Raw genomic sequence first — 25,683 nt, 5'->3', positions numbered from 1 at the left:
TCTAGCGGCAGGAGCTCGACCCAGGTCGATTCGACCAACATGCGGATCACCGGTATATTCCTCTCTGCAAGCGCCGCTAGCTCAGTTGGTTAGAGCAGCTGACTCTTAATCAGCGGGTCCGGGGTTCGAGTCCCTGGCGGCGCACCGCACGAAAACCCCAGTTCAGTATGCTGAGCTGGGGTTTTCTCGTTCTCCCGCGGCTGCGGCCGAAGGTGTGGGCCGCCCGCCTCCCCCCGGGCCCGTTATGCAATCTTTGCTTGCGGCCATGAGGAAGCTGCGTAATATGAACGTTCATATCGCTGAGCCCTGTTTTCCCCGGTCAGCAGCACACCCCCACTTCGTCATGCCTGGATGAGCCGTCAGAGGATATGAACGTTCAAATTCTTGCGGAGCCGTCCGGCTACCTCGACTTCGCCCGGCTGGGGCCGCTCTCCCGCGCGGTCGCGGCGGTCCTGGCCGAGTCGGCCCACCGCCGCGTCGGCGACATGCCGCTGGCCTGGTTCGAGGAGCAGGCGGCGCGGACGCGCTCGGCGGCGGCGCGGCTGCTGCGGGCGGCCGAGCACGAAGTGGCGTTCGTCTCCTCCACCAGCCACGGGCTGTTCGCCGCCGCCGCCGCGCTGCCGGGAGAGGGCGTGGTGCTGCTGCCCCGGGGTGAGTTCCCCGCGAACGTCTACCCCTGGCTGCGGTTCGAGGGGCGCGGCGGGCTCCGGGTGCGGTGGATCGACGACATGCGCCTCACCCCCCAGGGGCTGGCCGAGCACCTGGACGGGTCGGTGCGGGCACTCGCGGTCAGCGCGGTCGACGCGCTCACCGGCTACCCCGCGCCGCTGGGCGCGCTCAAGGAGGTGCTCGGTCCTGGACGCGTGCTGGTCGTGGACGCGATCCAGGGGCTGGGCGCCGTGCCGCTGGAGGTGGAGGCCGCCGACGTGCTGGTCTGCGGCGGGCAGAAGTGGCTGCGGGCCGGATGGGGGGCGGCTCTCCTCCTGGCCCGCGACCGCGTCGCCGGGCTGATGGCGCCGGGGCTCGGCGGGTGGTCGGGGGTCGAGGGCCCGCTGGCGGGGCCCGCGCCCCGGCCGCCGCTCGCGGGAGCGGCCGCGCACACGATGACCAATCCCGACTACTCCGGCGTCGCCGCCCTGGGCGTCGCGATCGAGCTGGTCCTGGAGGCCGGCGTCGCGGAGATCGGCCGCAGGACGGCCGACCGGCTGGGTGAGCTGCTCGACACGGCCCGCGCCGCCGGGGCGCGGGTGCTGCTGGACGCGCCCCCCGGCGGACCGGCGCCGCCCGGCGCCGGACGTGGCGGCGGACGTGGCGGCGCGGAGTGGAGCGGCATCGGTTCCTTCACGATGCCCGGCCGGGATCCGGCGGCCGTCCATGCCGCGCTGGCCGCCGCCGGGCTCACCACGACTCTGCGGGGCGAGTGGATCCGTCTCTCGCCCCACGCCACCACCTCGGGCGAGGCCGTACAGCGTCTGGCCGCCGCCCTGCACCCCCCGAGAAAGGAATCGTCATGAACCGACCTGCCGTCATGGTCGTCGCCGCGACTCTCGCTCTGGCCGTCACGGCCTGCGGGGGCGGGAGCGACCAGAAGTCCACCGGTCCGGTGAAGATCACGGTCTGGAGCTGGAAGCCCGCCTCCGACGGGCTGGCCTCGGTGGCCAAGGACTTCGAGCAGGCGAACCCCGGCATCAAGGTCGACGTCCAGGTGGTCGGGAACCCCGCGATCTGGGAGAAGATCACCGTGGGGATGGCCGCGGGCGGCAAGGGCCTGGGGGACGTCCTGCACATCGGCATCGACTACCTGCCCGGATACATGGAGAAGTTCCCCGGCGGGCTGGCGGACCTGAGCGAGCTGGGCGCCGACACGTACAAGGGCGCCTTTGCCAAGGGGCTGTGGCCGACGGTCACCGGCAAGGACGGCAAGGCGTACGCGATGCCGTGGGAGGTCAACCCGGTCGGGTTCTTCTACCGTTCGGACCTGTTCGACAAGGCAGGCATCGACTCCGCGGCGATCAGGACCTGGGACGACGCCATCGAGGCGGGCAAGAAGCTCAAGGAGAAGACGGGCGCCTATCTGATCGGCCTGAACAAGCCGGCGGCCGGCAGCGTGGACATGGACCTCTTCCAGTCGCTGCTGCAGCAGCAGGGCGCCTTCTACTTCGACCGCCAGGGAGAGGTCACGCTCTCCTCCGAGCCCGCCGTGCAGGCGATGACACTGATCAAGAAGATGAACGACGCCGGGATCGTCGCCGACACCTCCGGCGAGGGGACACGGAAGAAGCTGATCAGCGAGGGCAAGGTGGCGGTGCTGCCGTGGGCGGCCTGGGCGGTCGGCTACATCCCCGAGATGTGGCCGGAGCAGAAGGGACTCTGGCGCGTCATGCAGCCGCCGGCCGTCGTGCCGGGCGGCAAGCGCACCGCGATCGTCAACTCCACGTACCTGTCGGTCTCCGGCACCAGCCCGCACAAGGCGGAGGCGTTCAAGTTCCTTGAGTACGCGCTGACCAGGCCCGAGGTCATCAACAAGGCGTTCAAGGACGGCGGGGTCTTCCCCGCTCTGAACGCCGCCTACGCCGACCCGCGGTTCACCGCCGAAACGGACTACTACGGCGGGCAGCCCGCGCTCAAGACCTTCGTGGACGCGCTGGGCGAGGGCGCGGACGCCACCTACTACTCCGGCGACTACGCCCGCGCGCTGAAGATCGCCAGTGACGCGCAGACCCAGGTCCTGCTGAAGGGCGCCGACCCGGCCGCCGCGCTGAGCCAGGCGGCCCAGCAGCTGTCCCAGCAGTCCGGCAGGAAGCTCGCGGGATGACCGCCCGCCTGCTCACCAGGAGAAACGTTCCGTACTTCCTGGTGCTGCCCGCGCTGCTCGGCTTCGTCTGCTTCAAGGCCTATCCGATCCTGGCGGCGGCCTACATCAGCCTGACGACCGGCGCCGGGGCGGCGCGCTCGTTCGCCGGACTGGACAACTACGTCAGGCTGGTGAACGACCCGCTGTTCTGGACGTCGTTGTGGAACACCGCGCTGATCCTCGTCGTCCAGGTCCCGATCATGCTGATCCTCGCGCTGCTGCTGGCGCTGGGCCTCAACTCCAAGCTCGTACGGTTGCGCGCCCTGTGGCGGCTCGGCGTCTTCATGCCCTCGCTGACCGGCCTGGTCGCCTACGGCGTGATGTTCTCGGTGATCCTCAGCAAGGACTCCGGCCTGCTCAACTGGCTGCTCGGCCTCTTCGGCGTCAGCCCGATCGACTGGCTGGGCAGCCCCTTCTGGGCGCGCATCGCCATCGTCATCGCGCTGACCTGGCATTACTGCGGCTACAACGCGGTGATCTACCTGGCCGGGCTGCAGAGCATCGCGAAGGAGCTGTACGAGGCGGCGATGGTCGACGGCGCGGGAGCGGTCCGCCGCTTCTGGTCGATCACCGTCCCGCAACTGCGGCCGATTCTGCTGCTGACGATCGTGCTGTCGGCGATCGGCACGCTGCAACTGTTCGACGAGCCGTTCGTGCTCACCGGCGGCGGCCCGGACAACTCCACCCTGACGATCTCCCTCTACCTGTACCAGAACGGCTTCCGCTACTTCGACTTCGGTTACGCCTCGGCGATCGCCTACGCGCTCACGCTGATCGTGGCCGGCTTCGGGCTGGTGCAGCTCAAGCTCACCGGAGGCAGGAAATGAAGGGCTGGCTGCTGACCTTCGCGCTCGCCGCGTGCTTCGCCCTGTGCGTCGGCCCGTTCTACTGGCTGACCATGGCGGCCACGCACGCCAACGCCGACATCTTCGGCGCCACGCCCACGTTCTCGCCGGGCGACCAGCTCGGAGCGAACACCGCGAAGCTGGAGGAGTCCATCGGCCTGCTCCGTGTGCTGGGGAACACGCTGCTCGTGGCGGCCGTCCAGACGTCGATCGCGCTGGTCGTGGCGTTGCTGGCGGGCTACGCGTTCGCCAAGTTCGAGTTCCGCGGCAGGAACGCCTTCTTCGTCCTGCTGCTGTCGACGCTGGTGATCCCGGGCGGCGTCACCATCATCCCGATCTTCGAGATGATGAACGACCTCGGGCTGATCGACACCTTCCCGGCGCTCATCCTGCCGAACCTGACCGTCCCGTTCGGGATCTTCCTCATCCGGCAGTCGCTGCAGGCCGTGCCCGACGAGTTGCTCGACGCGGCGCGCGTGGACGGGGCGGGGGAGCTCCGGGTGCTGTGGCGGGTGGTGGTGCCGGTCATGCGGCCCGCGCTCGCGGCTCTGGCGGTCTTCCTGTTCCTCGGCGCGTGGAACGACTTCCTGTGGCCGCTGATCGCGCTGCGCACACCTGAGATGTTCACCCTGCCGGTCGCGCTGGCCACCCTGCAGGGGCTGGCCAGGACCGACTTCGGCCAGGTCATGGTGGGCACCGCGATCTCCGCGCTGCCCATGATGATCCTCTTCCTCATCCTTCAGAAACAGTTCATCTCCGGCCTGCTGGCCGGGGCCACGAAAGGTTGACCATGCAGATCTGGGAGCCGCACGCCCTCGGGGAGACGACCGTCGTCCGCGCGGGCGAGGTCGAGGTGGCGATAGCCGGCACGGAGGCGGTCACGGTCACCCCGGTCGCGCCGGACGTCTGGCTGATCGACGCCCCCGAAGGGACCGCGGCGCAGTGGAAGCTGCCGTGCGTCAACGCCGCGGCCTTCTGGACGCCGGGCTCGGGCACCCGCTGGATCCCGCCGATCTGGAGCTCTCCGACGGCGGCCGGGCTGGTCTCCGGCGCGCCCGTCGTCAGCCTCGTCGGCACGGCGGGGGCCAACCTGTGCACGGTGGCCCTGGCCTCGGTGACCGGCAGCTTCACCGGCGGCGTGATCGAGGAGACCGGCGAGTTCGTCTTCACCGTGCAGGGCGAGGGGCTGCGGATCCGGCTGGACCTGTCGGATCGGCAGTTCTCCGCGGCGCTGAGCGAGGTCGCCGGATGGTGGCAGGAGGGCCGCGACCTGCCGCCCACGCCGCGTCAGGCCAGGCTGCCCGTGTACTCGACCTGGTACAGCATGCACCAGGAGGTCTCGCGGGAGTCGGTGGAGCTCCAGGCCCGTCTGGCGAAGGAGCTGGGCTGCGCCACGATGATCGTGGACGACGGGTGGCAGACGGCCGACCGGTCGCGGGGGTACGCCTTCTGCGGCGACTGGGAGCCCAACATCCCCGACATCCGGCAGCACATCCAGCGGGTCCAGAGCGACGGCATGGCCTACCTGCTGTGGTACGCGCTGCCGTTCGTGGGCAAGCACAACGCCGCGTTCGAGCGCTTCGCGGGGAAGTTCCTGCGCTACCTCGACCACATGGACGCGGCCGTCCTCGACCCGCGTCACCCCGAGGTGCGCGCGTTCCTCGTCGACAAGCTGGCGCGAGCGGTGGAGGAGTGGGGCGCGGACGGCCTGAAGATCGACTTTGTCGACCGTTTCGGCACCGACGAAGGGGTGGCTGAGCTGCTGGACGAGCTCGACGTCAGGCTCCGGGCGGCGAAGCCGGACGTGCTGGTCGAGCACCGCCAGCCGTACACGAGCCCGGGGCTGTGGCCGTACGCGAACATGGTCAGGGCGGTGGACTGCCCGCTCAGCCCGCAGGAGAACCGGCAGCGGACGATCGACCTGCGGCTGACCGCCGGGCCTCAGGCCGTGCACTCGGACATGATCCTCTGGCATCCGGACGAGCCCGCCGAGCAGGTCGCGGTACACCTGATCAACGTGCTCTTCTCGGTGCCGCAGATCTCCGTGGACCTGGCGGCCCAGCGGCCCGACCAGCTCGCCGCCATCCGGTTCTGGCTGGGCGTCTTCCGGCGCCACCTGGCCACGCTCCAGCTCGGCGTGCTGGAACCGCACGGCGTCGAGCACGGGTACCCGCTGGTGCGGGCCTACAGTGAGGAGAGCGAGGTCGTGGCCCGGTACGCTGCCCTGCCTGTGGACGTGCCGGAGACCGCGGAGCTGCTCGTGGCCAACGCCGCCCCCGACACCCGCGTCGTCCTGTACGGGCGGGGTGTCGCGACGGCCGAGGTCCGCGACTGTGGCGGGCGGCTCGTGAGCGAGAGCGAGCTGCGCTTCACCTCCGGCGCGAGCGTGGTCGAGGTACCCGTGGGGGGCCTGCTGACGGTGAGGAGAGACTGAGTGGCGGCACGCCGTGGGATCACCATCGAGGACGTCGCCCGCGCGGCGGGCGTGTCCCGCCAGACGATCTCCAACGCGCTCAACGCCCCCCAGCGGCTCAAGCCGGAGACGCTGGAACGGGTGACCCGGCTGATCGAGGAGCTCGGCTACCGGCCCGACCAGTCGGCGCGCAGCCTCAAGTCGGGCACCAGGCGCATAATCGCCTACCCGACGCCGGTGGACGACCCCGCCAACCCCAACCCGCTGATGGGCGGGTTCCTGGAGGCCGTGGTGGCCTCGGCCGGTGAGGTCGGCTACCGGATCCTGCTGCTGCGGCCGCGCCCGGGCCAGAGTCAGGAGCAGGCACTGGACGAGGTGATCGCGGCCCGCACCGTGGACGCCTTCCTGCTGTCGGACGTGATGCGTGACGACCCCAGAGTCGCGCACCTGACCGCGGCGGGCTTCCCGTTCGCCGCGTTCGGCAGGACGATGCCGGACCAGCCGCAGTCGTGGGTGGACGTCGACAGCGTTCAGGCGGTCATCGAGCTGGTCGGGCTGCTGGCCGCCAGGGGGCATCGGCGCGTGGCCTTCCTGGCCTCCGTCGGCGCGCAGCCGTGGATGGAGGACCGCAGAGACGGCTTCCGCGCCGGCGTCCGCAGGCACGGCCTGGTGGGGCAGGAGTTCTCCGCGCCGGGCGACGGGCCCGCGGAGCTCGTCACGGTCACCCGTGAGCTGCTGCGCGGCCGCAACCGCCCGACGGCCGTCGTGGCCGCCGGTGACTGGCTCGCGCTCGGCGTCTACGCCGCGGCCAGGGAGGAGGGCGTCGAGATCGGCGCCGATCTCGCCCTGGCCGCCTTCGACGACCTTCCCCTCACCGCGTTCCTCCATCCCGCCCTGACGACGGTACGGCTGCCGCTCCAGCGCATCGCGCGGGCGCTGATCGGCCGTCTGATCCAGACGGTGGAGGACGGCACGACCCCTCAGGCGGGGCTGCTGCTGCCCGGGGAGCTGGTGATCCGTCCCAGCATCGGCCCATGATGCGCATCGGCTCGGCCAGCTCCGAGCTGGTCGCGATGTTCGAGTGGGCCCGGGCCAGGGCGCTGCGCCTGCGGCACCAGGGCGGCTCGCAGGGCCCCGTCGACGTCGACGAGCACCGGCCCGAGGGGACGGGACAGAGCCGCTACCTGCCCTCCTACTGGGCGGGTTACGCACACCGCAGCGGCTTCTACGCCCGCGACTTCGCCCACCAGATCGTCGGCGCGCACCTGCTCGGCATGGCCGAGGCCAACCTCACCATGCTGCGCTGCTTCGCCGCCTCGGCCACCCCCGAGCACGGCTTCCACCCGGTGTGGGCGTTCAACTTCGACGGCTCCTACCTGTCCATCGACTACCGCGGCCCCGGCTCCTTCGTCCGCGAGCTGCCCGCGGTGTACGAGCTGGTGGAGAAGGCCGGCGCCGCCTACCGATGGACCTGGGACCGCGCCTACGTCGAGGATCCCGTGCTGTGGTCCTACTACCGCAACGCGCTGACGGAGATCGTGCCGCGTGCCACCGGAAGGGGCATCTTCCAGGGCGTGGCCAGCTACAACGAGCTGGCCGGCGAACACCTGGCGGAGGCGGGGGACGCCGTCGGCTCCCGGTACCAGGCATACCTGGCGATGAGCGCCCTGAGCCGGGCCCGCGGCCTGGACGGCGAGGACTTCGCCCGCCGGGCCGCCGAGCTGAGGCGGCACTTCAACGAGGTCTGGAGCGTCGGCGAGAACCCCGCGGACCTGGTGCGTGGCTACACCGTGGACGGCGCCCCCGTCACCGGATGGGGCTGTGAGAACAGCTGGTTCATGCCGCTCAAGGACCTCATCGAGCCGGGTCCGCGCAACGAGGCGTACCTGGACTTCATCGACGGTCAAGCCGCCGGCCCCGAGCGTCCCCGCAACATCGAGGCCTACACGTACCTGCCCGACACCTTCTTCCGCCACGACAGGAACGCGGCCGCCTGGCGCTGGATGCGGCATGTCTTCGACCGGCGTGCGGAACCGCACGTCGCGGGCGGCCTCAACGGCGACTACCCGGAGGTGTCCTTCACTCTCGTCAGCCAGGTCGTCGAGGGCCTGCTCGGCGTCACACCCGACGTGAACGCCGTGACCACGCTGTCCCACCTGCCCGACGACATCGCCTGGGCCGAGGTCTCGGGCATCCCCTTGGGCGACGGCACGATCACCGTCCGGCACGACGGCAGGACCGCCACCACGCTCACCAACACCTCCAGCGCCACCACCTACCGCTGGGAGGCCCGCTTCCCGGACGCCCCCGCCGTGGTCACGCAGGTCGGACCGGGGCAGAGCGCCCTGGTCAGCGCTTCCGGCCGTCCAGGGTGAGAGCGGGCTCGGCCGGCCTCCCGAAGGGGGGCCGGCCGGGCGGGCCTATTCGAAGAGGGACGGGTCTCCGGTGCCGCGGCGAAGGATCTCGGGCTCGTCCTGCGAGAGGTCCACGACGGTCGTCGGCGTGGCGCCGCATTCCCCCGAATCGATGACGGCGTCCACCATGTGGTCGAGGCTCTCCTTGATCTCCCAGCCCTGCGTCGAGGGCTCGGTCTCGCCGGGCAGGATCAGCGTGCTCGACACCAGCGGTTCGCCGAGCTCGGCCAGCAGCGCCTGGGTGACGACGTGATCGGGGATCCGGACGCCGACGGTCTTCTTCCGGGGATGCAGCAACCGCCGCGGCACCTCCTTGGTCGCCGGCAGGATGAACGTGTACCCGCCCGGAGTCGCCGCCTTGACCAGCCGGAACACCGCGTTGCTCACATGAACGAACTGACCGAACTGCGCGAAGTCCTTGCAGACCAGGGTGAAGTGATGATCGCTGCCGAGGTGCCGGATCTCTCTGATCCGGTCGAGGCCGTCCTTGTTGCCCAGCCGGCATCCCAGCGCGTAGCACGAGTCCGTCGGGTACGCGATCAGCCCGTCGGCATGCAGGGACTCGACCACCTGGCCGATCAGGCGAGGCTGGGGATTGTCAGGGTGCACGTCGAAGTACTTGGCCACGCATCGGATCATAGGAGCACGTACCTGCACGCATGACACGTGGCCCGGCCCGGACGGGCGGGTCACGTACCGGGCGCGGATCGTCTACGGGCGGGACGGGCGGCGCAGGCGTAAGCCGGTGAGGGCGGCGGCGAGGACCAGCGAGCCGGCCAGCACCAGCGCCCGCCCGTCGGGGCCCGCCTCGCCCCCGCCGCCCGTGTTCGCGCCGCCCGTCGGCGTGGCGGTGGGCCTGTCCTCGGAGGTCTCGTCCGGGGTCGTGGCCTCCGAGGCCGAGGTGTCCGAGGTGTCCGAGGTGTCCGAGGTGTTCGGGGTGTCTGAGGTGTCCGGGGTGCTCGGGGCGTCCGGGCTCGGGGCGGTGCCGGCGGCGGTGACGGTCAGGGGGTACGACGCCGGCGCGTCCTTGTCCTGGAGTTCGCACTCGATCAGGCGCCGCTGCGGGGTCGGCCCGAAGTTCACCGACGCGGGCCGGACCGTGCCCGTTCCCGGGTCCCGGGGCGTGGTCCGCAGCTCGACCGTCTCCCGGGGGAGGGGGATGACCGCCCCGGGGACGATCAGACCGGGGCTGCCGACGCCCGTCACCGAGGTCAGCCGGTCGATCCCGCTGACGGCGGCGTAGGCGTAGAGGTTGACCTCGCCGTCCAGGCCGGTGGCGGGGGCGCGGAGCTCGGCGCCCTCGACGTACGAGCCGCGCCAGCCGATGGTCATCTGCCGGCCCACGGGGGCCGTGGCGGGCACGGTGAGCTTGATGTCCATCTTGACGGTCTGCGTCTCGTTCGTACCGGTGGTCCTGCACGTGTACGCCGCCACCGTGCCGCTCTCGGGCGCGGGCGTGGCGAACAGCAGGACGGCCAAGGGCAGGATCAGGGGCAGGCGCACGACGTTTCCCTTTGTGGCGGATGTGACACAGAAGGGACGGCGGACGGACGCGACAGGTTGACCGGACCGTCCACATCCGGACAACTCGTGCTGTGCGGAGCTGGTTCTGTGCCGGTTCTGTCGGACCCGGGTGGTATCCATGGCTCCCATCAAGATGATCACGCTGGACGGCGGAGGCCCCGGGCTCTCGTGGAGAACGCGCAACTGAAGGTAATCGGTCTGCAACAATTCGTGCATGGCGATGTTGCGGTCAGTCAATGGCCTGCCCCACCACGGGTGCGGCGAGCTGGGGCGGGTGGCTCACGGCGCGCTGACCGGCCCCTCGGAGTCGGCCGGATGGCCGAGGCTGTTCCTCGGCTACAACACCCTCCCCGATCCGCCGTTCCCGCTGGTCGGCTACCTGCAGTACGAGCTGGCTCCGCCGGCGGGCGAGCTCGACCTGCCCGCGTTGCTGCGCACGATGGCCGAGTCGATGCGGGCCCAGCCCGTGCCGCCCGAGACGGCCTTCGACGAGTCCCGGCGGCGGGTGGCGACGGCGATGCGGGTCGACGCGATGGTGGTCGTCGCCCCCGCGCCTGCCCTCGCGCCCGCGGAGGGCCAGGCCGCGTGGCGACCTCCGGCGCACCGGGAGGGGCCGCGCAGGCCCGCCGCGGCGCACCGGGACGGCGCGTGGGAGCCGGCCGCGGCCCTGGCGGTCGACCGGGAGGGCGCGCGGGTGCTGCTGGTGGCCGGGCGGAGCGCCGAGGGCGGCCGCATCGGGCCGAGGCAGTCGGCCGAGCGGCCCGACCCCACGCTGGCCGGCCTGCTGGGCGAGGTTCTCGACGCCCAGTTCGCCTGGACCAAGGCGGCCTTCGCGCTCTGACGCGGCGCGGCGAAGGCGGCAATGAGCCGGACGCATCCCCGGCCCCCGACTACTCTCCTTTGGAAGGGCATGTCTGGTGGTGGAGGGATTCGTGACGGTCAACGGGGCTGCGAGCCGCGAGGCGTCTCCTGCGGCGATGGCGACCGGTGAGGCGGTCGGCCGGGTCCTGGGCACCCAGGCCGCCTCGCCGCTGTCGTTCTGGGTCGGCCTGGAGCCCGGCAAGGTGCTCCAGCTCGACGACGTCGTGGTCACCAGGCGCGACGTGCCCGGCCACGGCCCGGTGCTGGTCGCCGGCGTGGTGACCACGGTCGAGGCCAGGCACGAGGGCGCCGCCTACGACTCCGACGTGTTCCTCATCGCCGAGGGCGCGCTGCCCGCCGCCGTGGTCGAGGTGGCCGAGGTGCGGGTGACCAGGGTCGAGCCCGAGGTGTTCGTGCCGCCGCTGCCGGGCGCCAGAGTCTTCCTGGCCGGGGCCGGCGACCGCGACCAGGCGCTCTACTTCGACGTGATGGACCGCCGGGTGCCCATGGGCATGGGCCGCGACGGCCTGCCGCTCTACGTCAACTTCGACTTCCTCGACGGCACCCGCGGCGCGCACGTGTCGATCTCCGGCGTCTCCGGCGTGGCCACCAAGACGTCCTTCGCCACGTTCCTGCTCTACTCGATCTTCAACTCGGGCGTGCTCGACGCCGAGTCGGCCAACACCAAGGCCCTGATCTTCTCCGTCAAGGGCGAGGACCTGCTCTTCCTCGACCACGACAACGTGCGCCTCGACGACCAGGCGCGGGCCGCGTACGCCCGGCTCGGGCTGCCCGCCCAGCCGTTCGGCAGCGTGCACGTGTTCGCGCCGCCGCGGCCCGGCGACCCCAACGGCGTGCCGCACGTGTCCGCCCGCACCCAGGGCGTCAGCTCGTTCTACTGGACGCTGGTCGAGCTGTGCGAGGAGGAGCTGCTGCGGTTCGTCTTCGCCGACGCCGACGACGAGCGCGCCGGCTACTCCCTGCTGGTGGGCCAGGTGGCGGCCCGGCTGAAGTCGTGGGCCGAGCCGGTCGGCGACGGCGGCGCGGTCATGATCAGGGGCACCGCCTGCCGCACCTTCGGCGACCTGGTCGAGCTGCTGTCCGACCAGCTGCAGGACGAGGCCACCCGCATCGAGTGGACCGGCGCCCAGACCCCGCTCGGCACGGTCAACGCCTTCCTGCGCAGGCTGCGCAGCGCGGTCAAGCCGCTGTCCCCGATCGTCCGCGGCGACCTGCCGTTCTTCCGGGCCCACTCGGTGCGCACGTCCGACGCCCAGGTCACCATCGTCGACCTGCACAACCTGCCCGAACGCGCCCAGCGGTTCGTGGTGGGCGTCGTGCTGCGCGGCGAGTTCCACCGCAAGGAGACCTCGGGCACGGCCAAGCCGCTGCTGTTCGTGGTGCTCGACGAGCTGAACAAGTACGCGCCGCGCGAGGGCGACTCGCCGATCAAGGAGATCCTGCTCGACGTGGCCGAGCGCGGCCGGTCGCTCGGCGTGATCCTCATCGGCGCCCAGCAGACCGCCTCCGAGGTCGAGCGCCGCATCGTCTCCAACAGCGCCGTGCGCGTCGCCGGCCGCCTCGACCCGGCCGAGGCCGCCCGCTCCGAGTACGGCTGGCTGCCCCCGGCCGTCAGGGAACGCGCCACGATCGCCAAACCGGGCACCATGTTCGTCGCCCAGCCGGAGATCCCGGTGCCGCTGGCCGTCGCCTTCCCGTTCCCCGCCTGGGCGACCCGGCCGGCCGAGGCGGCGTCGCGGGTCAGCCCGTCGGCCGACCCGTTCCAGGGGTTGCCGGGCGTCGAAGACGACATTCCGCCGTTCTGAAGGGAGCTCGGTGAAATTCCTGCACACCGCGGACTGGCACGTGGGCAAGGTGCTCAAGGGCCGCTCCCGCATGGACGAGCACCGGGCCGTGCTGCGCGAGCTGGTCGCGGCGGCCCGCACCCACGACGTCGACGCGGTCGTGGTGGCCGGCGACCTGTTCGACACCTCCGCGCCGACGCCGGAGGCGCAGTCGCTGGTGCTCAACGCGCTCATGGCGCTGCGCGGCGACGGCCGTGACGTGGTGGTGCTGGCCGGCAACCACGACAACCCGCAGCTCTTCGAGGTCTACCGGCCGGTGCTCGGCAAGCTCGGCATGCACGTGGTGGGCGTCTTCCGCCGTCCCGACGCGGGCGGCACGCTGGCCTTCACCGCGCGCTCGGGGGAGCCGGTGCGGCTGGGCGTGCTGCCGTTCCTGTCCCACCGCTATGTCGTACGCGCCGCGGAGGTGCTCACCGGCACCACCGCCGACCACAACCGCGACTACGCCACCCGCATCTCCGAGCTGGTCGGCGCGCTGACCGCGGGCTTCCAGAGCGACACCGTCAACCTGATCACCACGCACGGCACCCTGCCGGGCGGCGCGTTCGGCGGCGGCGAGCGCGAGGCCCAGTCGATCTTCTCCTACTACTTCGAGTCCAACGCCTTCCCGGTCTCCACCCAGTACGCCGCGCTCGGCCACCTGCACCGCAGGCAGCAGATCCCCGGCCCGTGCCCGATCTGGTACAGCGGCTCGCCGCTGGCCGTCGACTTCGGCGAGGAGGGCAACACGCCGGGCGCACTGCTGGTGGAGGTCACGCCGGGGCGGCCCGCGGTGGTGCGCGAGCTGACGTTCGCCTCGGCGCGCCGGCTGCGCACGGTCCGCGGCACGCTGGAGCAGCTGGAGGGCCTGGAGGCGGGCGACGACTGGCTCAAGGTGATCGTGGAGGAGAAGCCCCGCGTCGGCCTGTCCGACCAGGTGCGCGACCTGCTGCCCGGCTCGGTCGACGTCGTCCTCGACGAGCGGTTCCGGCCGGTGCCCGCGGTGCGCCGGGCCGGGTCGGCCGCGCGCAGCCCGCGCGAGCTGTTCCGCGAGTACCTGACCGCGACCGGCCGCCACGACGACCAGGTCGCCGCCCTGTTCGACCGGCTCTACGACGAGGTGACCGGCTGATGCGTCCCCTGCTGCTGCACCTCGACCACTTCGGCAGTTTCCGCGAGCCGGCCACCGTCGACTTCTCCGACACCGAGTACTTCGCCCTGGTCGGCCCGACCGGCGCCGGCAAGAGCACGATCATCGACGCCATCTGCTTCGCCCTGTACGGCACCGTCCCGCGCTGGGGCAAGGAGAACGTCATCGCCCACGCGCTGGCGCCGTCGGCGAGCTCGGGCAAGGTGGCGCTGGTGTTCGAGAGCGACCGGCGTCGCTACGGCGTGGTGCGCTCCCTGGTCCGCGACGCCAAGGGCACCGTCCGTACCAAAGAGGCCAGGATCGACGAGCTCGACCCGGCGGCGCCGCTCGACGCGGCGTACGAGATGGTGCTGAAGCCGCTCGCCGAGGGCGAGAACGTCACGCCCGAGGTGCAGCGGGTGACCGGCCTGGAGTACAAGTTCTTCACCCAGTGCGTGGTACTGCCGCAGGGCCGGTTCGCCGAGTTCCTGCACGCCGCGCCGCGCGAGCGCCAGGACCTGCTGGTGCAGCTGCTCGACGCCGACGTCTACGAGCTGATCAGGCAGCGGGCCGCCCGCGACGAGGAGGCCGCGCGCAACGCCGCCGCCTTCGCCCGCGACCAGCTCGCCAAGCTGGCCGGCGCGTCCGACGAGGCCGAACGCGAGCTGGCCGACCGGCTGGCCGCGCTGCGGCGGCTGGCCGGCACCATCGACACCGACCTCGACCTGCTGCGCTCCCGCGAGGCCGACATCGGGCGGGCCGAGCAGGAGCGCGCGTCCGTGGCCGAGCGGCAGTCGGCGCTGGCCGCGCTGCGCATGCCGCCCGCGGTGCCGACGCTGGCCTCGGCCCGCCGCGAGGCCGCCGACGCGATCGCCGCGCTGGAGACCGAGGCGGCCTCCGTGGAGGCCGACGAGCACGAGGCGTTCGAGGCGCTGGCCGCGCTCGGCGACCGCGCCGAGCCGGTGGCCGCGCTGGCCGCCCTCGACGCCCGCGAGCGCCTCACCGCCCAGGCCGCCGACGCCCGCAAGGCGGCGGCCGAGGCCGCCACGGCGCTGGAACGCCTCACCCCCGCGGTCGCCGACGCCGAATGCGCCCTGACCGACGCCGAGCACGAGCGCGAACGGCTGCGCGACGCCCACACCGCGGCCGGTCTGAGCCACCGGCTGGCCGTGGGGGAGCCGTGCCCGCTCTGCCTGCGCCCGCTCACCGAGCTGCCCCGCCACGACCGGCCCGCCGATCTCGGCGCCGCCGACCGCGCCCTGGCAGCCGCCCGCGACCACGCGACCCGTGGCCGGGCGGCCCTGGCCAAGGCCGAGACGTCGGCGTCGATGCTGGCCACGCAGTCGGGCAGGCTCGACGCCGAGCTGGCCGCGCTGCCCGCCCCCGGCGACCGCAACGAGATCGAAGGCCGCCTGGCCGCCATCGCCAAGGCCGAGGCCCTGGCCACCGAGGCCCGTACGGCCGCGCGCAACGCGCGCAAGAAGCTCGAACGCGCCCGTACCGCCGCCGAACAGGTCGAACGGCAGGCCGAGAGCGCCTGGCAGACCCTGGCGGCCACTCGCGACCGGCTGCTCGTGCTCGCGCCCTCCGGCCAGGCCCCGCCGCCGCTCACCCGCGACGACCTCCACCGCGCCTGGACCGAGCTGCTCGGCTGGCGCGACCGGGCCGCCGAGGCCGCCCGCGCCGCCCTGGCCGAGCGCGAGCAGGAGCTCGCCCAGGCCACCGCCCGGCTCGCCGCCGAACGCCACCGGCTGACCGAACGCCTGGCCGAGCACGGCGTCACCGTCCCGCGCAACGCCACTCCCGACCAGCTCGGCGCGGCCGTCGCCGGGGCGGTCGCGCGGGCCGACGGCGCCCTCGAACGGGTCCGCGAGGAACGCAGGCGCGCCGCCGAGCTGGAGACCGCCGTCGCGGAGAAGGATCACGAGGCCAAGGTCGCCCACGAGCTGGCGCTGCGCCTGCGGGCCAACGCCTTCGAGCGGTGGTTGTGCGCCGAGGCGCTGGCCGTGCTGGTCGCCGCGGCGTCCGAGACGCTGATGGAGCTGTCCGACGGCCAGTACGAGCTGGCGCTCGGCGAACGCACCGGCGACATCGAGGTCATCGACCACGGCGAGGCCGGCCTGCGGCGCAGCGCCCGCACGCTGTCCGGCGGCGAGACCTTCCAGGCCGCGTTGTCCCTGGCCCTGGCGCTGTCGGGGGCCGTGGCCAGAGGGCTCGACTCGATCTTCCTGGACGAGGGCTTCGGCACCCTCGACCCGGCCACCCTCGACACCGTCGCGACCACCCTCGAACGCCTGGCCGCCGGTCAGGAGCGCATGATCGGCGTCGTCACCCACGTCCCGGCGCTGGCCGACCGGGTGCCGGCGCGCTTCGAGGTGCTGCGCGACGCGAAGGGCTCGCACGTGCGCAAGGTGGGGCCGTGACCCCGGGCTTCACCGTCGACCCCTGGGACCCGGGCTACGCCGCCGCGATCGCCGTCGAGGCCCTGTCCGAGCTGGGCGCCACCAGCGCCGAGCTGGTCCTCGACATCGAGCGGCCGGCCGCCGACTGGAAGCCGGTCACGCCGGGCCCAGGCGCCGCCGCCCCCGAGACGCTGCTGGTCGCCGACGGGGTGCGCCGGATCGACGCCCGCGTGTGGGTGCACGATCCCGACCTGCCGATGCCCGTCCCCGGGATCGCCGCCTCCTACGCCGCCGGGATCGTCCGCTGCGGGCGCGAGGGGGCCGAGCTGGCCGCGATCGAGGTCAACAGGACGCTGATCTCGGCCTCGCCGTACGCGCCGGAGGTCAAGACCGCGCACGCCTCCTACCTGCCGAACAAGGCCGCCGACTCCAGCTTCGAGGAGTTGTCGCTCGCCCTGCAACGCCAGGTCACCCAGCTGGAGGTGGACCTCGCGGTCCGCCACCGGTCGCTGGGCGACGACCTGCTGCTGGTGGACGGCCCGCTGCGGGGGCGCACCCACCTGCCCCGTACGGTCGGCTACATCAAGACGCACCACGCGGCGTACCTGCCGCAGCCGCAGTCGGCCGTGGTGGCCGCGCTCACGCCGGGGCAGCGCACGCCGGTGTTCCTCATGGGCACGAGCTGGCGCCGGCACGCCTGGTACCTGCGGCTGCCGGTCCAGTCGACGGCGCCGTGGGCGGGGATCGCCCGCTGCGAGGCCGGCGCCGAGCTCGACCCCGCGCAGGTCGTCGAGCTGGCCGACGCCGTCACGCTGGCCCTGCCGGGGCTGGCCGGCGTCGACTACAAGGACCCGCGCGCCCCCCAGAACCTGGTCCCGATCGGCGGCCTGGAGAAGCTGCTCCGCCACCACCTGGGCGACCCGCGCCTGCTCTACCGCTCACTGCGCACGGCCGCCCACCAGTAGCCGGGTCAGCCGGCCGGGAGGGTGGCGGTGACGACCAGGCCGCCGCCCTCGCGCGGGCGGGCCGTCACGTCGCCTCCGTGCGCGACGGCCACCGAGCGCACGATCGACAGCCCGAGCCCCGCGCTCATCCCGGTGACCACCCGTTCGGCGCCGTGCCGGTGGAACGGCTTGAACAGCAGCGGCACGTCGTACGGGGGCACGCTGGGCCCGCTGTTGGTCACCTCCACCTCGGCCAGGCCGCCGGGCGCCGTCCGGCTCACCACCCGGACCCATCCGCCGTCACCCAGGTTGTGCCGGATGCCGTTCTCGACCAGGTTGTGCACCAAGCGTTCGAGCAGCAGCGCGTCGCCCGCGGTCGGCGCGGGCCCGGCCTCCTCCTTCACGACGACGTTCGCCTCCTCGGCGGCGCGGGCGGTCTGGGCGACCACGTGCGAGACGATGTCGGCGAGGTCCACCGGCGAGCGGTCGGTGATCTCCTGCTCGGAGCGGGCCAGCAGCAGCAGGCCCGAGATGAGCCGCTCGTGGCGGGCGTTGATCTGCAGCAGGCTCTCGCCCAGCTCCTTGACGTCGTCGGAGGCGGTACGCCGGTGCATCGCCAGCTCCACCAGGGCCCGGTTGAGCGTCAGGGGCGTGCGCAGCTCGTGGGAGGCGTTCGCGACGAACCTGCGCTGGCCGTCGAAGGAGTGGTCGAGCCGTTCCACCATCGTGTCGAACGTGTCGGCCAGCGTCTTGACCTCGTCCGGGGGGCCGCCGAGCGCGATGCGTTCGTGCAGCCCGCGTTCGGCCATGGGGGCGGCGGCGATCCGCCGCGCGGTCTCGGTCACCAGGTGCAGCGGGGCCAGGACGCGTCCGGCCACCACCCAGCCGAGCCCGACGGCGGTCCCGCACACGACGACGAGCGCGATGGCGCCCTGGGTGAGCAGCGAGGCGACGGCGGCCTCGCGCAGGCGCAGCTCCTGCTGGCGCAGCCAGTCCACGGCGGCGGGGCCGGACAGCTCGACGCCGTCCTGCTTGAGAAAGATCATGTTCTTGCGGATGGCGCTGTTGACCGGGAACCGGTTCTCGAACGACTCCGTGAGCTGCTGGTTGAACAGCAGGTACGTGACGCCCAGCAGGGCCAGCCCCGCCACCAGGAACAGGGCGCCGTACACGAGGGTGAGGCGCAGCCTGAGGGTGGGGTGGGGCAGTCTCATGCGATCCGGTACCCCACTCCCGGCACCGTCTCCACCACCGGCGGGTCGGCCAGCTTGCGGCGCAGCTTGAGTATCGTCAGCCGCACCGCGCCGGTGAACGGGTCGGCGTGCTCGTCCCACGCCTTCTCCAGCAGGTGCTCGGCCGAGACGACCGTGCCCTGCGCCCGCATCAGCTCGGCCAGGACGGCGAACTCCTTCTTCGACAGCGGCACGAACCGCCCGTTCCTGAACACCTCCCTGCGCCCCGGGTCGAGCGTGATCCCGGCCCGGCGCAGCACCGGGGGAGTGGCCGGCCGCGAGCGCCGTCCCAGCGCCAGGACGCGCGCCGCCAGCTCGGGGAAGGCGAACGGCTTGGACAGGTAGTCGTCGGCGCCGATGGACAGCCCGCTGACCCGGTCGTCGAGCTGGGCGGCGGCCGTGAGCATCAGCACCCGCGCGTCGGACTCGGAGGCGACCAGCTCCCTGCACACGTCGTCGCCGTGCACGCGCGGCAGGTCGCGGTCCAGGACGACCACGTCGTAGTCGTTGACCGCGATCCGCTCCAGGGCCGCCGCGCCGTCGTGCGCGAGGTCGACCGCGTGGGTCTCGTCGCGCAGCCATTCGGCGATCGCGCCGGCGAGCACGCGCTCGTCCTCCACCACCAGAACCCGCATTCCGTACCTCCGGCTCGATTCTTGCGCGGGTGGCATTTGATCCGGATAAGCCGGAGATGGAAACGCTGGAGAAACACATCCGCGTATTGCATCTCCCCTCGTAAGGCCACCGGCTTTCGATGGAGGAGAACATTCATGCGAGGACGATCCCTCATGGCGCTGGCCGCGGCCGCGCTGCTCCTGACGGCGTGCGGCGCCCAGGAAGGCGGATCGGACGTGGCGTCGGTGACCGGCACCGGCGCCAAGCCGACGGCCGGCGCCACGGCCACCGCCGACCGCAACGCGCAGGCCGTGAAGTACACCACCTGCCTGCGCGAACAGGGCCTGGACATCGCCGACCCCGGCCCGGACGGCCGGCTCCAGATGAAGTTCGACAAGAGCTCCGGCGGCCCGGAGAAGGTCCAGAAGGCCATGGACGCCTGCAAGGCGCTCCAGCCCGCGGGCATGAACCTGGGCAAGGGCGGCGACCCCAAGCAGGCCGAGGACATGCGCAAGCAGGCGCAGTGCATGCGGGACAACGGCGTGGAGGCGTTCCCCGACCCCGAGGGCGGCATGGTGCGCATCACGCCCGAGGTGGGCGAGGACCCCGACTTCAAGGCCGCGCAGGAGAAGTGCCGGATGAACATCGGCGGGGGACAGGGGGGCTCTTGATGGGCACGGCCACCATCGACGGAAAGGCCGAGCCGGACGCCCCTTCCCCCCGCGCCCGCCGCCGCCGCGGCGGGCGGGCGGTCCTCGCCCTCATCGGGGTGGCCGCCGTCGCGGGGGCGGCGGTCCTGGCGGTCAATCCCGGCGGGGTGCTGGACGGCGGCGCCACCCCGTCCGCGTCGGCCGGCGCGCTGCCCCCGGCCACCACCCCGGTCGCCCGCCAGACGCTGAACGACACCAGGGACGCCGACGGCGAGCTCGGCTACGGCCCGGTCACCACGGCCATGGCCAGGAAGGCCGGCACCGTCACCTGGCTCCCGGACAGCGGCGACCGGATCACCCGCGGCCGGTCCCTGTACCGCCTGGACAACAAGCCGGTCATGCTCCTGTACGGCACCACCCCCGCCTACCGCGACCTGCGGATCGGCAGCGAGGGCAAGGACGTCGAGAACCTGGAGCGCAACCTGCGCGAGCTCGGCTACGACGGCTTCACCGTGGACGACGAGTACACCTACGACACCGCCCGGGCGGTGCGGGAGTGGCAGGAGGACCGCGGCCTCGACGAGACCGGCGTGGTGGAGCTGGGACGGGTCGTCTTCGCCCCCGGCAAGGTCCGGGTGGAGAGCCTGGAGGCCGAGCAGGGCCAGCCCACCGGCCCCGGCCAGAAGATCCTCACCTACACGGGCACGAAGAAGGTCGTCACCGCCCAACTGGCCGCCGAGGACCAGCGGATGGCCAGGAAGGGCACCAAGGTCTCGGTCACGATGCCGGACGGCAAGGACGTGACCGGCCGGATCACCGAGGTGGCCACGATCATCGACCCCGGTGACGGGCAGAACGCCGACCCGGAGACCCGCCTGGAGGTGCAGGTCTCGCTGGGGAACGCCAAGGCCGCCAAGGGGCTGGACCGGGCGGCGGTGAAGGTGACGTTCACCGCCGACCGGCGGAAGGGCGTGCTGACCGTGCCGGTGTCGGCGCTGGTCGCGTTGCGGGAGGGCGGGTTCGGCGTGGAGGTGGTGGAGGGCGGCAGGTCGCGGTACGTCGCCGTGCGGACCGGGTTGTTCGCCGGTGGCCGCGTCGAGATCTCCGGCGACGGGCTCACCGACGGCATGACCGTGGGAATCCCGAAATGACCCCCACCCCGAACTCCCCCGAAACCCCCACCCCACCCCCTGCGCGGACCTCCGTCACGGGGCGGGCCATGATCGCGCTCACCGGTGTGTCCAGGAGCTATCCCGGTGGGGTGGCCGCGCTGGACTCGGTGTCGCTAGAGGTCCGGCACGGCGAGTTGGTCGCCATCGTCGGCCCGTCGGGCTCGGGCAAGTCCACGATGCTCAACATCGTCGGCACCCTCGACCGCCCGTCGGCGGGCCACGTCGAGATCGACGGCTACGACGTCTCCAAGCTGTCGGACAACCAGCTCTCGGCCCTGCGCGCGACCACGATCGGCTTCGTCTTCCAGCACTTCCACCTGGCCGCCAAGGTCAGCGCCCTGGACAACGTGGCCGACGGCCTGATCTACACCGGCCTGCCGCCGGCCGAACGCCGCCGCAGGGCCGGGACGGCGTTGCGCCGCGTCGGCCTCGGGCACCGCGTCGACCACGAGCCGCACGAGCTGTCGGGCGGTGAGCGGCAGCGTGTGGCCATCGCCAGGGCGGTGGCCGGCGACCCGCCGCTGCTGCTGGCCGACGAGCCCACCGGCGCGCTGGACTCGGTGTCGGGCGCCGGCGTGATGGACCTGCTGCACGAGCTGAACGGGAGCGGCACCACCATCGTGATCATCACCCATGACCGGGAGATCGCCGCCGGCCTCCCCCGCCAGGTGAGCATGCGGGACGGCCGAATCGTCTCCGACTCGGGCTCCGGATCCGGTGCGGAGCGGCGCGGGGCCGGGGACGAGGGCGGCGGCCGGTACGTGCGCGAGCCCGTCGAATCCGAGGTGGCGTGATGGCGACCCTGGAGCGTCCCCGGCTCTCCCCGGCCAGGATGCGCCCGCGCGACGTGATGCGCGTGGGCGCGGTCGGCCTGCGTACGCGCCCGCTGCGGGCGTTCCTGTCGGCATTGGGCATCGCGATCGGCATCGCCGCGATGATCGGCGTGGTGGGCATCTCGTCCTCCTCCAGCGCCGAGCTGGACCGTACGCTGTCCGCGCTGGGCACCAACCTGCTCACCGTCTCCTCCGGCACCACGCTCATGGGCGAGGCGGCCCAGATGCCGACGGACGCCGAGGCGATGATCGAGCGCATCGGCCCGGTGGAGTCGGTCTCGTCCACGGGCAAGGTGCCCGAGGCCAAGGTCTACCGGAGCGAGGAGATCCCGACGCCCCAGACCAACGGCCTGGTCACGATCGCCGCCCGCCTCGACCTGCTGCCGACGGTGGGCGCGACGGTCCGCCGCGGCACCTGGCTCAACGCGGCCACCGAACGCTACCCGGCCGTCGTGCTCGGCTCGGCCGCCGCCCAGCGGCTCGGCATCGGCACGGTCACCCCGGACACGCAGGTGGTGATCGGCGGCATCCGGTTCACGGTGGTCGGGCTGCTCGACCCGGTGCCCCTGGCCGAGGAGCTGAACAGCGCGGCCCTGGTCGGCTGGCCGGTCGCGGAGTCCAGGCTGGACTTCGACGGGCATCCGACCACGCTCTACACCCGCTCCCAGGAGGCGAGGCTGGAGGACGTGCGGTCGGTGCTGGCCGGCACGGCCAACCCCGAGGCGGCCAACGAGGTGGACGTCTCCCGCCCGTCCGACGCGCTGGCCGCCAAGCAGGCGACCAGCCAGGCCTTCGCCGGGCTGCTGCTCGGTGTCGGGGCGGTGGCGCTGCTCGTGGGCGGGGTCGGCGTGGCCAACACGATGGTCATCTCGGTGCTGGAGCGCCGCGCGGAGATCGGCCTGCGCCGTTCGCTCGGCGCGACGCGCGGCCAGATCCGCACCCAGTTCCTCGCCGAGTCGCTGCTGCTGTCCGCGCTGGGCGGCGCGGGCGGGATCCTGCTGGGGGCCGGCGTCACCGTCGGCTACGCCCTCTCCCGCGGGTGGCCGGCCGTGGTGCCCGCGTGGGCGACCGTCGGGGGCCTGGCGGCCACGCTGCTCATCGGCGCGGTGGCCGGGCTCTACCCGGCCGTGCGCGCCTCCCGTCTGTCGCCGACGGAGGCGCTGTCGGCGCCCTGAGACCAGCGCCCCCGGGTCAGGACAGGGCGGACTCGGGGGCGGGGGAGTAGCAGGTCGTCCTGCCGACGATCCTGACGTTCGGCCCGTCGAGCACGGTGAGCTCGAACGTCAGGTTCGTCCGGGGGTTGCGCACGACGGAGACGACAGGGGTCTCGTCACGCAGGTCGAGATCCTCGACGATCTCGTCGTAGCCCATGTCCTGGAGGGTGTGCAGCAGGCCGTCGGGGGCGTCGGACGCCTCGCCCTCGGCCCGGACGAGCCGGCGCACCTGGCCCGGCACGCACGAGCGGTCTTCGGTCTCGTCGGAGCGGCCGGCCGGTGACACGTGCAGCGCGGCGCTGGTGAGCAGGGTGTCGGTGTCGGCGGTGAGCTGCCTGGCCGCCTCCTCGAAGGAGGACTGGCGGCCGGAGGTACAGGCTGCCGCGACCGCGACGCATACAAGCACCGCGGACAACACGACCGAGCGACCAGCCAGGCGCACGTTGGGACGATATCGGAGATCAATTCCGAGCGCAGCGGGATTAACGCAATATTAATGGCCGATATCAAAAGGGCGTCCGGCCGCGCATTCTCAGGACGGGCCGGATGACAGCCCGTCCAGCTTGCGTTCGATGCGGTCGAGGCGCCGGCACAGGTCCTCCAGGTCGCCGCGTTCGGCGTCCTCCTCCTCGGGGCGCAGGCGGACCAGCAGCGAGCCGCCGGGCTCCAGGCGTACCAGGTCGGTGTCGGCGACGCTCTCGGCCCCCCGGAGCTGGAGCATCACGTTGAGGTCGGCCTGCCGGACGCCCATCCGGCGCAGCGCCGAGGGGATGAAGTGCCCGTCGCGGGCCAGGACGACCGGCGTGCCCTCGAACACCCTGCCGACCGAGGGCACGGTCGCCGCCAGCCGCACCACGACCGAGTTGACCGCCACCAGGATCACCACGCCCACCAGGCCGCCGACCAGCGAGTTGTCCGGGCCGATGATCGCGTTCTGCACGACGTTGCTCATCAGCAGCATGACCACGAAGTCGAAGTTGTTGAGCTGCGCGATGCCGCGTTTGCCGGCGATGCGGAGCAGCACGGCGATCGTCACGTAGACGGCGATCGTCCTGACGGTCTTGTCGGCGACGGAGACCCCCAGGTCGAACAGGTCGCTCACCGGCGCCTCAGCTTGGCGATCAGCCCCAGGTCCTCCACGCAGCGTCCGAGCCCCAGGGCCACCGAGTCGCTGGGCCGCTCCGCGCGCCGCACCGGCATGGACAGCCCCTCCTGCAGCCGCCGGCGCAGACCGGGCAGCAGCGCGCCGCCGCCGACCAGCACCATCCCGCGCTCGCCCAGGTCGGCGGTGAGCTCGGGAGGGCAGCGTTCCATGGTGGACTCGGCGGCCCGCACGATGTGCTCGGCCGACTGGACGGCCACCTCGCGGACCCGCGCCGCGGGCAGCGCCACCGCGCGCTCCTCGCCGGTGCCGGCGTCCCTGCCGCGGATCAGCACGTTCCCGGTCGGCTCCCGCGTCGCGCGCAGCTTGGCCGACTCGGCCTCCCGCTCGTCGGCCAGCAGGCCGTGCTCGTCCTCGACCAGGCGGGCGACGGCGCGGGTCACGGCGTTCCCGCCGCCGCGCACGGTTCCGGCGGCGACCACGGCCCCGCAGGAGAGCACGGCCACCCTGGCGGCGTCCCGGCCGATGTCGACGACCATGTGCCCGGCGCCGTCGCGGACCGGCAGGCCCGCGCCGAGCGCGGCCGCGATCGCGTGTTTGACCAGCAGGATCCCGCGGGCCTCCGCCTCGAAGCCGGCGTCGCGCAGCGCCACCCGCTCGATCGGGGTGAACTCGTCGGGCACGGCCATCACCAGGCGCGGCCGGGGGAAGGGGTGCCGGTGCACCTTGCGCAGGAAGTGCCTGATCATGCGCCGGGCGAGCTCGCCGTCCTGGGGCAGGCCGTCGCTGATCGGCCAGTACGTCTCGACGTCCGTGCCGCCAGCGCCGTCAGCGCCGTCCGCGCCGTCCAGGGCCTCGGCGCCGAAGCCGACGACCCTGCCCGTCTGCCTGTCGCGCAGGACGACCGACGGCTCGTCCAGCACGATGCCCCTGCCCTTGGCGTAGATCCTCGTGCCGGCCGCGCCGAGGTCGATCGCCAGGTCACGACCCAGGAGGCTCATCGCCGTACTGGGAGGTTGAGCATCATGCCTGGGTGTATATCCGGCGCTTCTCCAACGCAACACCAGGAACCGCAGAGTTCCGTTTTACCCTTCGCGCCGCAGGGCGGCCAGGGTCTCGTCGGCCCACGCGATGCCGGAGCGCGCCTGGTGCAGGCCGAGGGACAGCGCGTACTTGCCGAACAGGCCCTCGGGCTGGCAGTCGAGCACCGCGAGGCGGGCCTGGAAGTGGGCCTTGATGCGCTCGACCACGGCGGCGGCCTGCTCGGTGTCGAGCAGGGCCAGCAGGAACGCCTGGAGGGCGGTCTCGCTGCGCACGGTCGCCGACGGGTCGTGGCCCACCAGCCACTCGGTGAGCAGCGCGCGGCCCTCGGCGGTGATGGCGTAGATCTTGCGGCCCCGGGCGCCCTCGTGCTCGACCGTCACCAGGCCGTCGGCGGCCATCTTGACCAGTTCCGGATAGATCTGCGTGTGCCCCGCCTGCCAGACGTGGTTGAGCGAGTGCTCGAACTTCTTGGCCAGGTCGTAGCCGCTGGCCGGGCCTTTGGTGGCGAGCAGGCCGAGGAGCGCGATCCGCAGGGACATGTCCGCCAGCATAGCGAAGGCTTGACATGTCAGCTCTTACATATCAATCTTC

At 72.5% G+C, this 25,683-nt stretch carries 24 protein-coding genes and 1 tRNA gene; 17 read left to right on the top strand and 8 right to left on the bottom strand.

The features are described from left to right. The first annotated feature begins 70 nt into the window (after positions 1–70). The 8 genes from ABT158_RS08055 (at position 71) to ABT158_RS08020 (ending at position 8,487) form a co-directional block, all read left to right on the top strand. Positions 71–144, top strand: a tRNA-Lys gene (locus tag ABT158_RS08055). 224 nt (positions 145–368) lie between these two features. Continuing rightward, positions 369–1,514, top strand: coding sequence for an aminotransferase class V-fold PLP-dependent enzyme (locus ABT158_RS08050; RefSeq protein WP_352352045.1), 1,146 nt, complete (start codon positions 369–371; stop codon positions 1,512–1,514). Beyond that, on the top strand, positions 1,511–2,815 hold the full coding sequence (locus ABT158_RS08045; protein WP_352352044.1) for an ABC transporter substrate-binding protein: 1,305 nt from the start codon (positions 1,511–1,513) through the stop codon (positions 2,813–2,815). The genes ABT158_RS08050 and ABT158_RS08045 overlap by 4 nt, the downstream gene beginning before the upstream one ends. Then, positions 2,812–3,681 (top strand): carbohydrate ABC transporter permease, encoded by an 870-nt coding sequence (locus ABT158_RS08040; RefSeq protein ID WP_352352043.1) that lies wholly within the window; start codon positions 2,812–2,814, stop codon positions 3,679–3,681. Before ABT158_RS08045 ends, ABT158_RS08040 begins: the two co-directional genes overlap by 4 nt. Further along, the gene (locus ABT158_RS08035; protein WP_352352042.1) at positions 3,678–4,487 is read left to right on the top strand and encodes a carbohydrate ABC transporter permease; all 810 of its coding nucleotides are present in this window, start codon (positions 3,678–3,680) and stop codon (positions 4,485–4,487) included. The genes ABT158_RS08040 and ABT158_RS08035 overlap by 4 nt, the downstream gene beginning before the upstream one ends. 2 nt (positions 4,488–4,489) lie before the next feature. After that, positions 4,490–6,133 (top strand): glycoside hydrolase family 36 protein, encoded by a 1,644-nt coding sequence (locus ABT158_RS08030; RefSeq protein ID WP_352352041.1) that lies wholly within the window; start codon positions 4,490–4,492, stop codon positions 6,131–6,133. After that, entirely contained in the window at positions 6,134–7,150 is a 1,017-nt protein-coding gene (locus tag ABT158_RS08025; protein WP_352352040.1) for a LacI family DNA-binding transcriptional regulator, read from the top strand. It begins immediately after the preceding gene. Then, positions 7,147–8,487, top strand: a complete 1,341-nt coding sequence (locus tag ABT158_RS08020; RefSeq protein WP_352352039.1) for a hypothetical protein — start codon at positions 7,147–7,149, stop codon at positions 8,485–8,487. Before ABT158_RS08025 ends, ABT158_RS08020 begins: the two co-directional genes overlap by 4 nt. Before the next feature lie 45 nt (positions 8,488–8,532). Here the strand turns inward: ABT158_RS08020 and ABT158_RS08015 are convergent, their stop codons facing one another. Then, positions 8,533–9,153: an L-threonylcarbamoyladenylate synthase gene (locus tag ABT158_RS08015; protein ID WP_452420345.1), complete on the bottom strand. Its 621-nt coding sequence runs from the start codon at positions 9,151–9,153 to the stop codon at positions 8,533–8,535. A gap of 84 nt (positions 9,154–9,237) precedes the next feature. Next, entirely contained in the window at positions 9,238–10,029 is a 792-nt protein-coding gene (locus ABT158_RS08010) for a hypothetical protein (RefSeq protein WP_352352037.1), read from the bottom strand. Positions 10,030–10,264: 235 nt separating this feature from the next. On the opposite strand from ABT158_RS08010, the gene ABT158_RS08005 reads away from it, so the two are divergent. The 5 genes from ABT158_RS08005 (at position 10,265) to ABT158_RS07985 (ending at position 17,251) form a co-directional block, all read left to right on the top strand. Continuing rightward, positions 10,265–10,891: a hypothetical protein gene (locus ABT158_RS08005; protein WP_352352036.1), complete on the top strand. Its 627-nt coding sequence runs from the start codon at positions 10,265–10,267 to the stop codon at positions 10,889–10,891. A 136-nt stretch (positions 10,892–11,027) separates the two neighbouring features. Further along, positions 11,028–12,737: an ATP-binding protein gene (locus tag ABT158_RS08000; RefSeq protein ID WP_352352035.1), complete on the top strand. Its 1,710-nt coding sequence runs from the start codon at positions 11,028–11,030 to the stop codon at positions 12,735–12,737. A 10-nt stretch (positions 12,738–12,747) separates the two neighbouring features. Continuing rightward, positions 12,748–13,887 (top strand): exonuclease SbcCD subunit D, encoded by a 1,140-nt coding sequence (locus ABT158_RS07995; RefSeq protein ID WP_352352034.1) that lies wholly within the window; start codon positions 12,748–12,750, stop codon positions 13,885–13,887. Further along, positions 13,887–16,307 carry an AAA family ATPase gene (locus tag ABT158_RS07990; RefSeq protein WP_352352033.1) on the top strand — a complete coding sequence of 807 codons (2,421 nt, stop codon included), beginning with the start codon at positions 13,887–13,889 and terminating at the stop codon, positions 16,305–16,307. Before ABT158_RS07995 ends, ABT158_RS07990 begins: the two co-directional genes overlap by 1 nt. After that, entirely contained in the window at positions 16,304–17,251 is a 948-nt protein-coding gene (locus ABT158_RS07985) for a hypothetical protein (RefSeq protein ID WP_352352032.1), read from the top strand. Before ABT158_RS07990 ends, ABT158_RS07985 begins: the two co-directional genes overlap by 4 nt. Positions 17,252–17,256: 5 nt before the next feature. Here ABT158_RS07985 and ABT158_RS07980 read toward each other — a convergent pair whose 3' ends face one another. Both ABT158_RS07980 and ABT158_RS07975 read right to left on the bottom strand, forming a co-directional pair. Beyond that, entirely contained in the window at positions 17,257–18,444 is a 1,188-nt protein-coding gene (locus ABT158_RS07980; protein ID WP_352352031.1) for a sensor histidine kinase, read from the bottom strand. After that, positions 18,441–19,097: a response regulator transcription factor gene (locus ABT158_RS07975; RefSeq protein WP_352352030.1), complete on the bottom strand. Its 657-nt coding sequence runs from the start codon at positions 19,095–19,097 to the stop codon at positions 18,441–18,443. The genes ABT158_RS07980 and ABT158_RS07975 overlap by 4 nt, the downstream gene beginning before the upstream one ends. A gap of 135 nt (positions 19,098–19,232) precedes the next feature. Here ABT158_RS07975 and ABT158_RS07970 point away from each other — a divergent pair, with 135 nt between their 5' ends. The 4 genes from ABT158_RS07970 (at position 19,233) to ABT158_RS07955 (ending at position 22,907) form a co-directional block, all read left to right on the top strand. Next, positions 19,233–19,748, top strand: a complete 516-nt coding sequence (locus tag ABT158_RS07970; RefSeq protein WP_352352029.1) for a hypothetical protein — start codon at positions 19,233–19,235, stop codon at positions 19,746–19,748. Next, positions 19,748–20,878: an efflux RND transporter periplasmic adaptor subunit gene (locus ABT158_RS07965; RefSeq protein WP_352352028.1), complete on the top strand. Its 1,131-nt coding sequence runs from the start codon at positions 19,748–19,750 to the stop codon at positions 20,876–20,878. Before ABT158_RS07970 ends, ABT158_RS07965 begins: the two co-directional genes overlap by 1 nt. A gap of 68 nt (positions 20,879–20,946) precedes the next feature. Beyond that, positions 20,947–21,693, top strand: a complete 747-nt coding sequence (locus ABT158_RS07960) for an ABC transporter ATP-binding protein (protein ID WP_352352027.1) — start codon at positions 20,947–20,949, stop codon at positions 21,691–21,693. Beyond that, positions 21,693–22,907, top strand: coding sequence for an ABC transporter permease (locus ABT158_RS07955; RefSeq protein WP_352352026.1), 1,215 nt, complete (start codon positions 21,693–21,695; stop codon positions 22,905–22,907). The genes ABT158_RS07960 and ABT158_RS07955 overlap by 1 nt, the downstream gene beginning before the upstream one ends. A gap of 16 nt (positions 22,908–22,923) precedes the next feature. On the opposite strand, the gene ABT158_RS07950 is transcribed toward ABT158_RS07955, so the two are convergent. The 4 genes from ABT158_RS07950 to ABT158_RS07935 form a co-directional block, all read right to left on the bottom strand. After that, a complete protein-coding gene (locus ABT158_RS07950) occupies positions 22,924–23,388 on the bottom strand; it encodes a hypothetical protein (RefSeq protein WP_352352025.1) in 465 nt (154 codons plus the stop codon). A 90-nt stretch (positions 23,389–23,478) separates the two neighbouring features. Further along, a complete protein-coding gene (locus ABT158_RS07945) occupies positions 23,479–24,048 on the bottom strand; it encodes a DUF421 domain-containing protein (RefSeq protein ID WP_352352024.1) in 570 nt (189 codons plus the stop codon). Continuing rightward, positions 24,045–25,049, bottom strand: a complete 1,005-nt coding sequence (locus tag ABT158_RS07940) for a rod shape-determining protein (RefSeq protein ID WP_352352023.1) — start codon at positions 25,047–25,049, stop codon at positions 24,045–24,047. The genes ABT158_RS07945 and ABT158_RS07940 overlap by 4 nt, the downstream gene beginning before the upstream one ends. 84 nt (positions 25,050–25,133) lie before the next feature. Continuing rightward, the gene (locus ABT158_RS07935) at positions 25,134–25,631 is read right to left on the bottom strand and encodes a PadR family transcriptional regulator (RefSeq protein ID WP_352352022.1); all 498 of its coding nucleotides are present in this window, start codon (positions 25,629–25,631) and stop codon (positions 25,134–25,136) included. Positions 25,632–25,683: the final 52 nt, after the last annotated feature.

The organism is Nonomuraea sp. NPDC001636, assembly GCF_040298265.1.
In the GTDB taxonomy this organism is placed as follows: Bacteria; Actinomycetota; Actinomycetes; order Streptosporangiales; family Streptosporangiaceae; genus Nonomuraea.
Note: the sequence above shows the minus strand (reverse complement) of the source record. Positions and strands in the feature narration are given on the sequence as shown.

Coding starts and splice junctions, on each gene's coding strand:
- ABT158_RS08050 (WP_352352045.1), top strand. CDS start 369: ATGAACGTTCAAATTCTTGCGGAGCCGTCCGGCTACCTCGACTTCGCC.
- ABT158_RS08045 (WP_352352044.1), top strand. CDS start 1,511: ATGAACCGACCTGCCGTCATGGTCGTCGCCGCGACTCTCGCTCTGGCC.
- ABT158_RS08040 (WP_352352043.1), top strand. CDS start 2,812: ATGACCGCCCGCCTGCTCACCAGGAGAAACGTTCCGTACTTCCTGGTG.
- ABT158_RS08035 (WP_352352042.1), top strand. CDS start 3,678: ATGAAGGGCTGGCTGCTGACCTTCGCGCTCGCCGCGTGCTTCGCCCTG.
- ABT158_RS08030 (WP_352352041.1), top strand. CDS start 4,490: ATGCAGATCTGGGAGCCGCACGCCCTCGGGGAGACGACCGTCGTCCGC.
- ABT158_RS08020 (WP_352352039.1), top strand. CDS start 7,147: ATGATGCGCATCGGCTCGGCCAGCTCCGAGCTGGTCGCGATGTTCGAG.
- ABT158_RS08005 (WP_352352036.1), top strand. CDS start 10,265: ATGGCGATGTTGCGGTCAGTCAATGGCCTGCCCCACCACGGGTGCGGC.
- ABT158_RS08000 (WP_352352035.1), top strand. CDS start 11,028: ATGGCGACCGGTGAGGCGGTCGGCCGGGTCCTGGGCACCCAGGCCGCC.
- ABT158_RS07990 (WP_352352033.1), top strand. CDS start 13,887: ATGCGTCCCCTGCTGCTGCACCTCGACCACTTCGGCAGTTTCCGCGAG.
- ABT158_RS07980 (WP_352352031.1), bottom strand. CDS start 18,444: ATGAGACTGCCCCACCCCACCCTCAGGCTGCGCCTCACCCTCGTGTAC.
- ABT158_RS07975 (WP_352352030.1), bottom strand. CDS start 19,097: ATGCGGGTTCTGGTGGTGGAGGACGAGCGCGTGCTCGCCGGCGCGATC.
- ABT158_RS07970 (WP_352352029.1), top strand. CDS start 19,233: ATGCGAGGACGATCCCTCATGGCGCTGGCCGCGGCCGCGCTGCTCCTG.
- ABT158_RS07965 (WP_352352028.1), top strand. CDS start 19,748: ATGGGCACGGCCACCATCGACGGAAAGGCCGAGCCGGACGCCCCTTCC.
- ABT158_RS07960 (WP_352352027.1), top strand. CDS start 20,947: ATGATCGCGCTCACCGGTGTGTCCAGGAGCTATCCCGGTGGGGTGGCC.
- ABT158_RS07955 (WP_352352026.1), top strand. CDS start 21,693: ATGGCGACCCTGGAGCGTCCCCGGCTCTCCCCGGCCAGGATGCGCCCG.
- ABT158_RS07940 (WP_352352023.1), bottom strand. CDS start 25,049: ATGAGCCTCCTGGGTCGTGACCTGGCGATCGACCTCGGCGCGGCCGGC.
- ABT158_RS07935 (WP_352352022.1), bottom strand. CDS start 25,631: ATGTCCCTGCGGATCGCGCTCCTCGGCCTGCTCGCCACCAAAGGCCCG.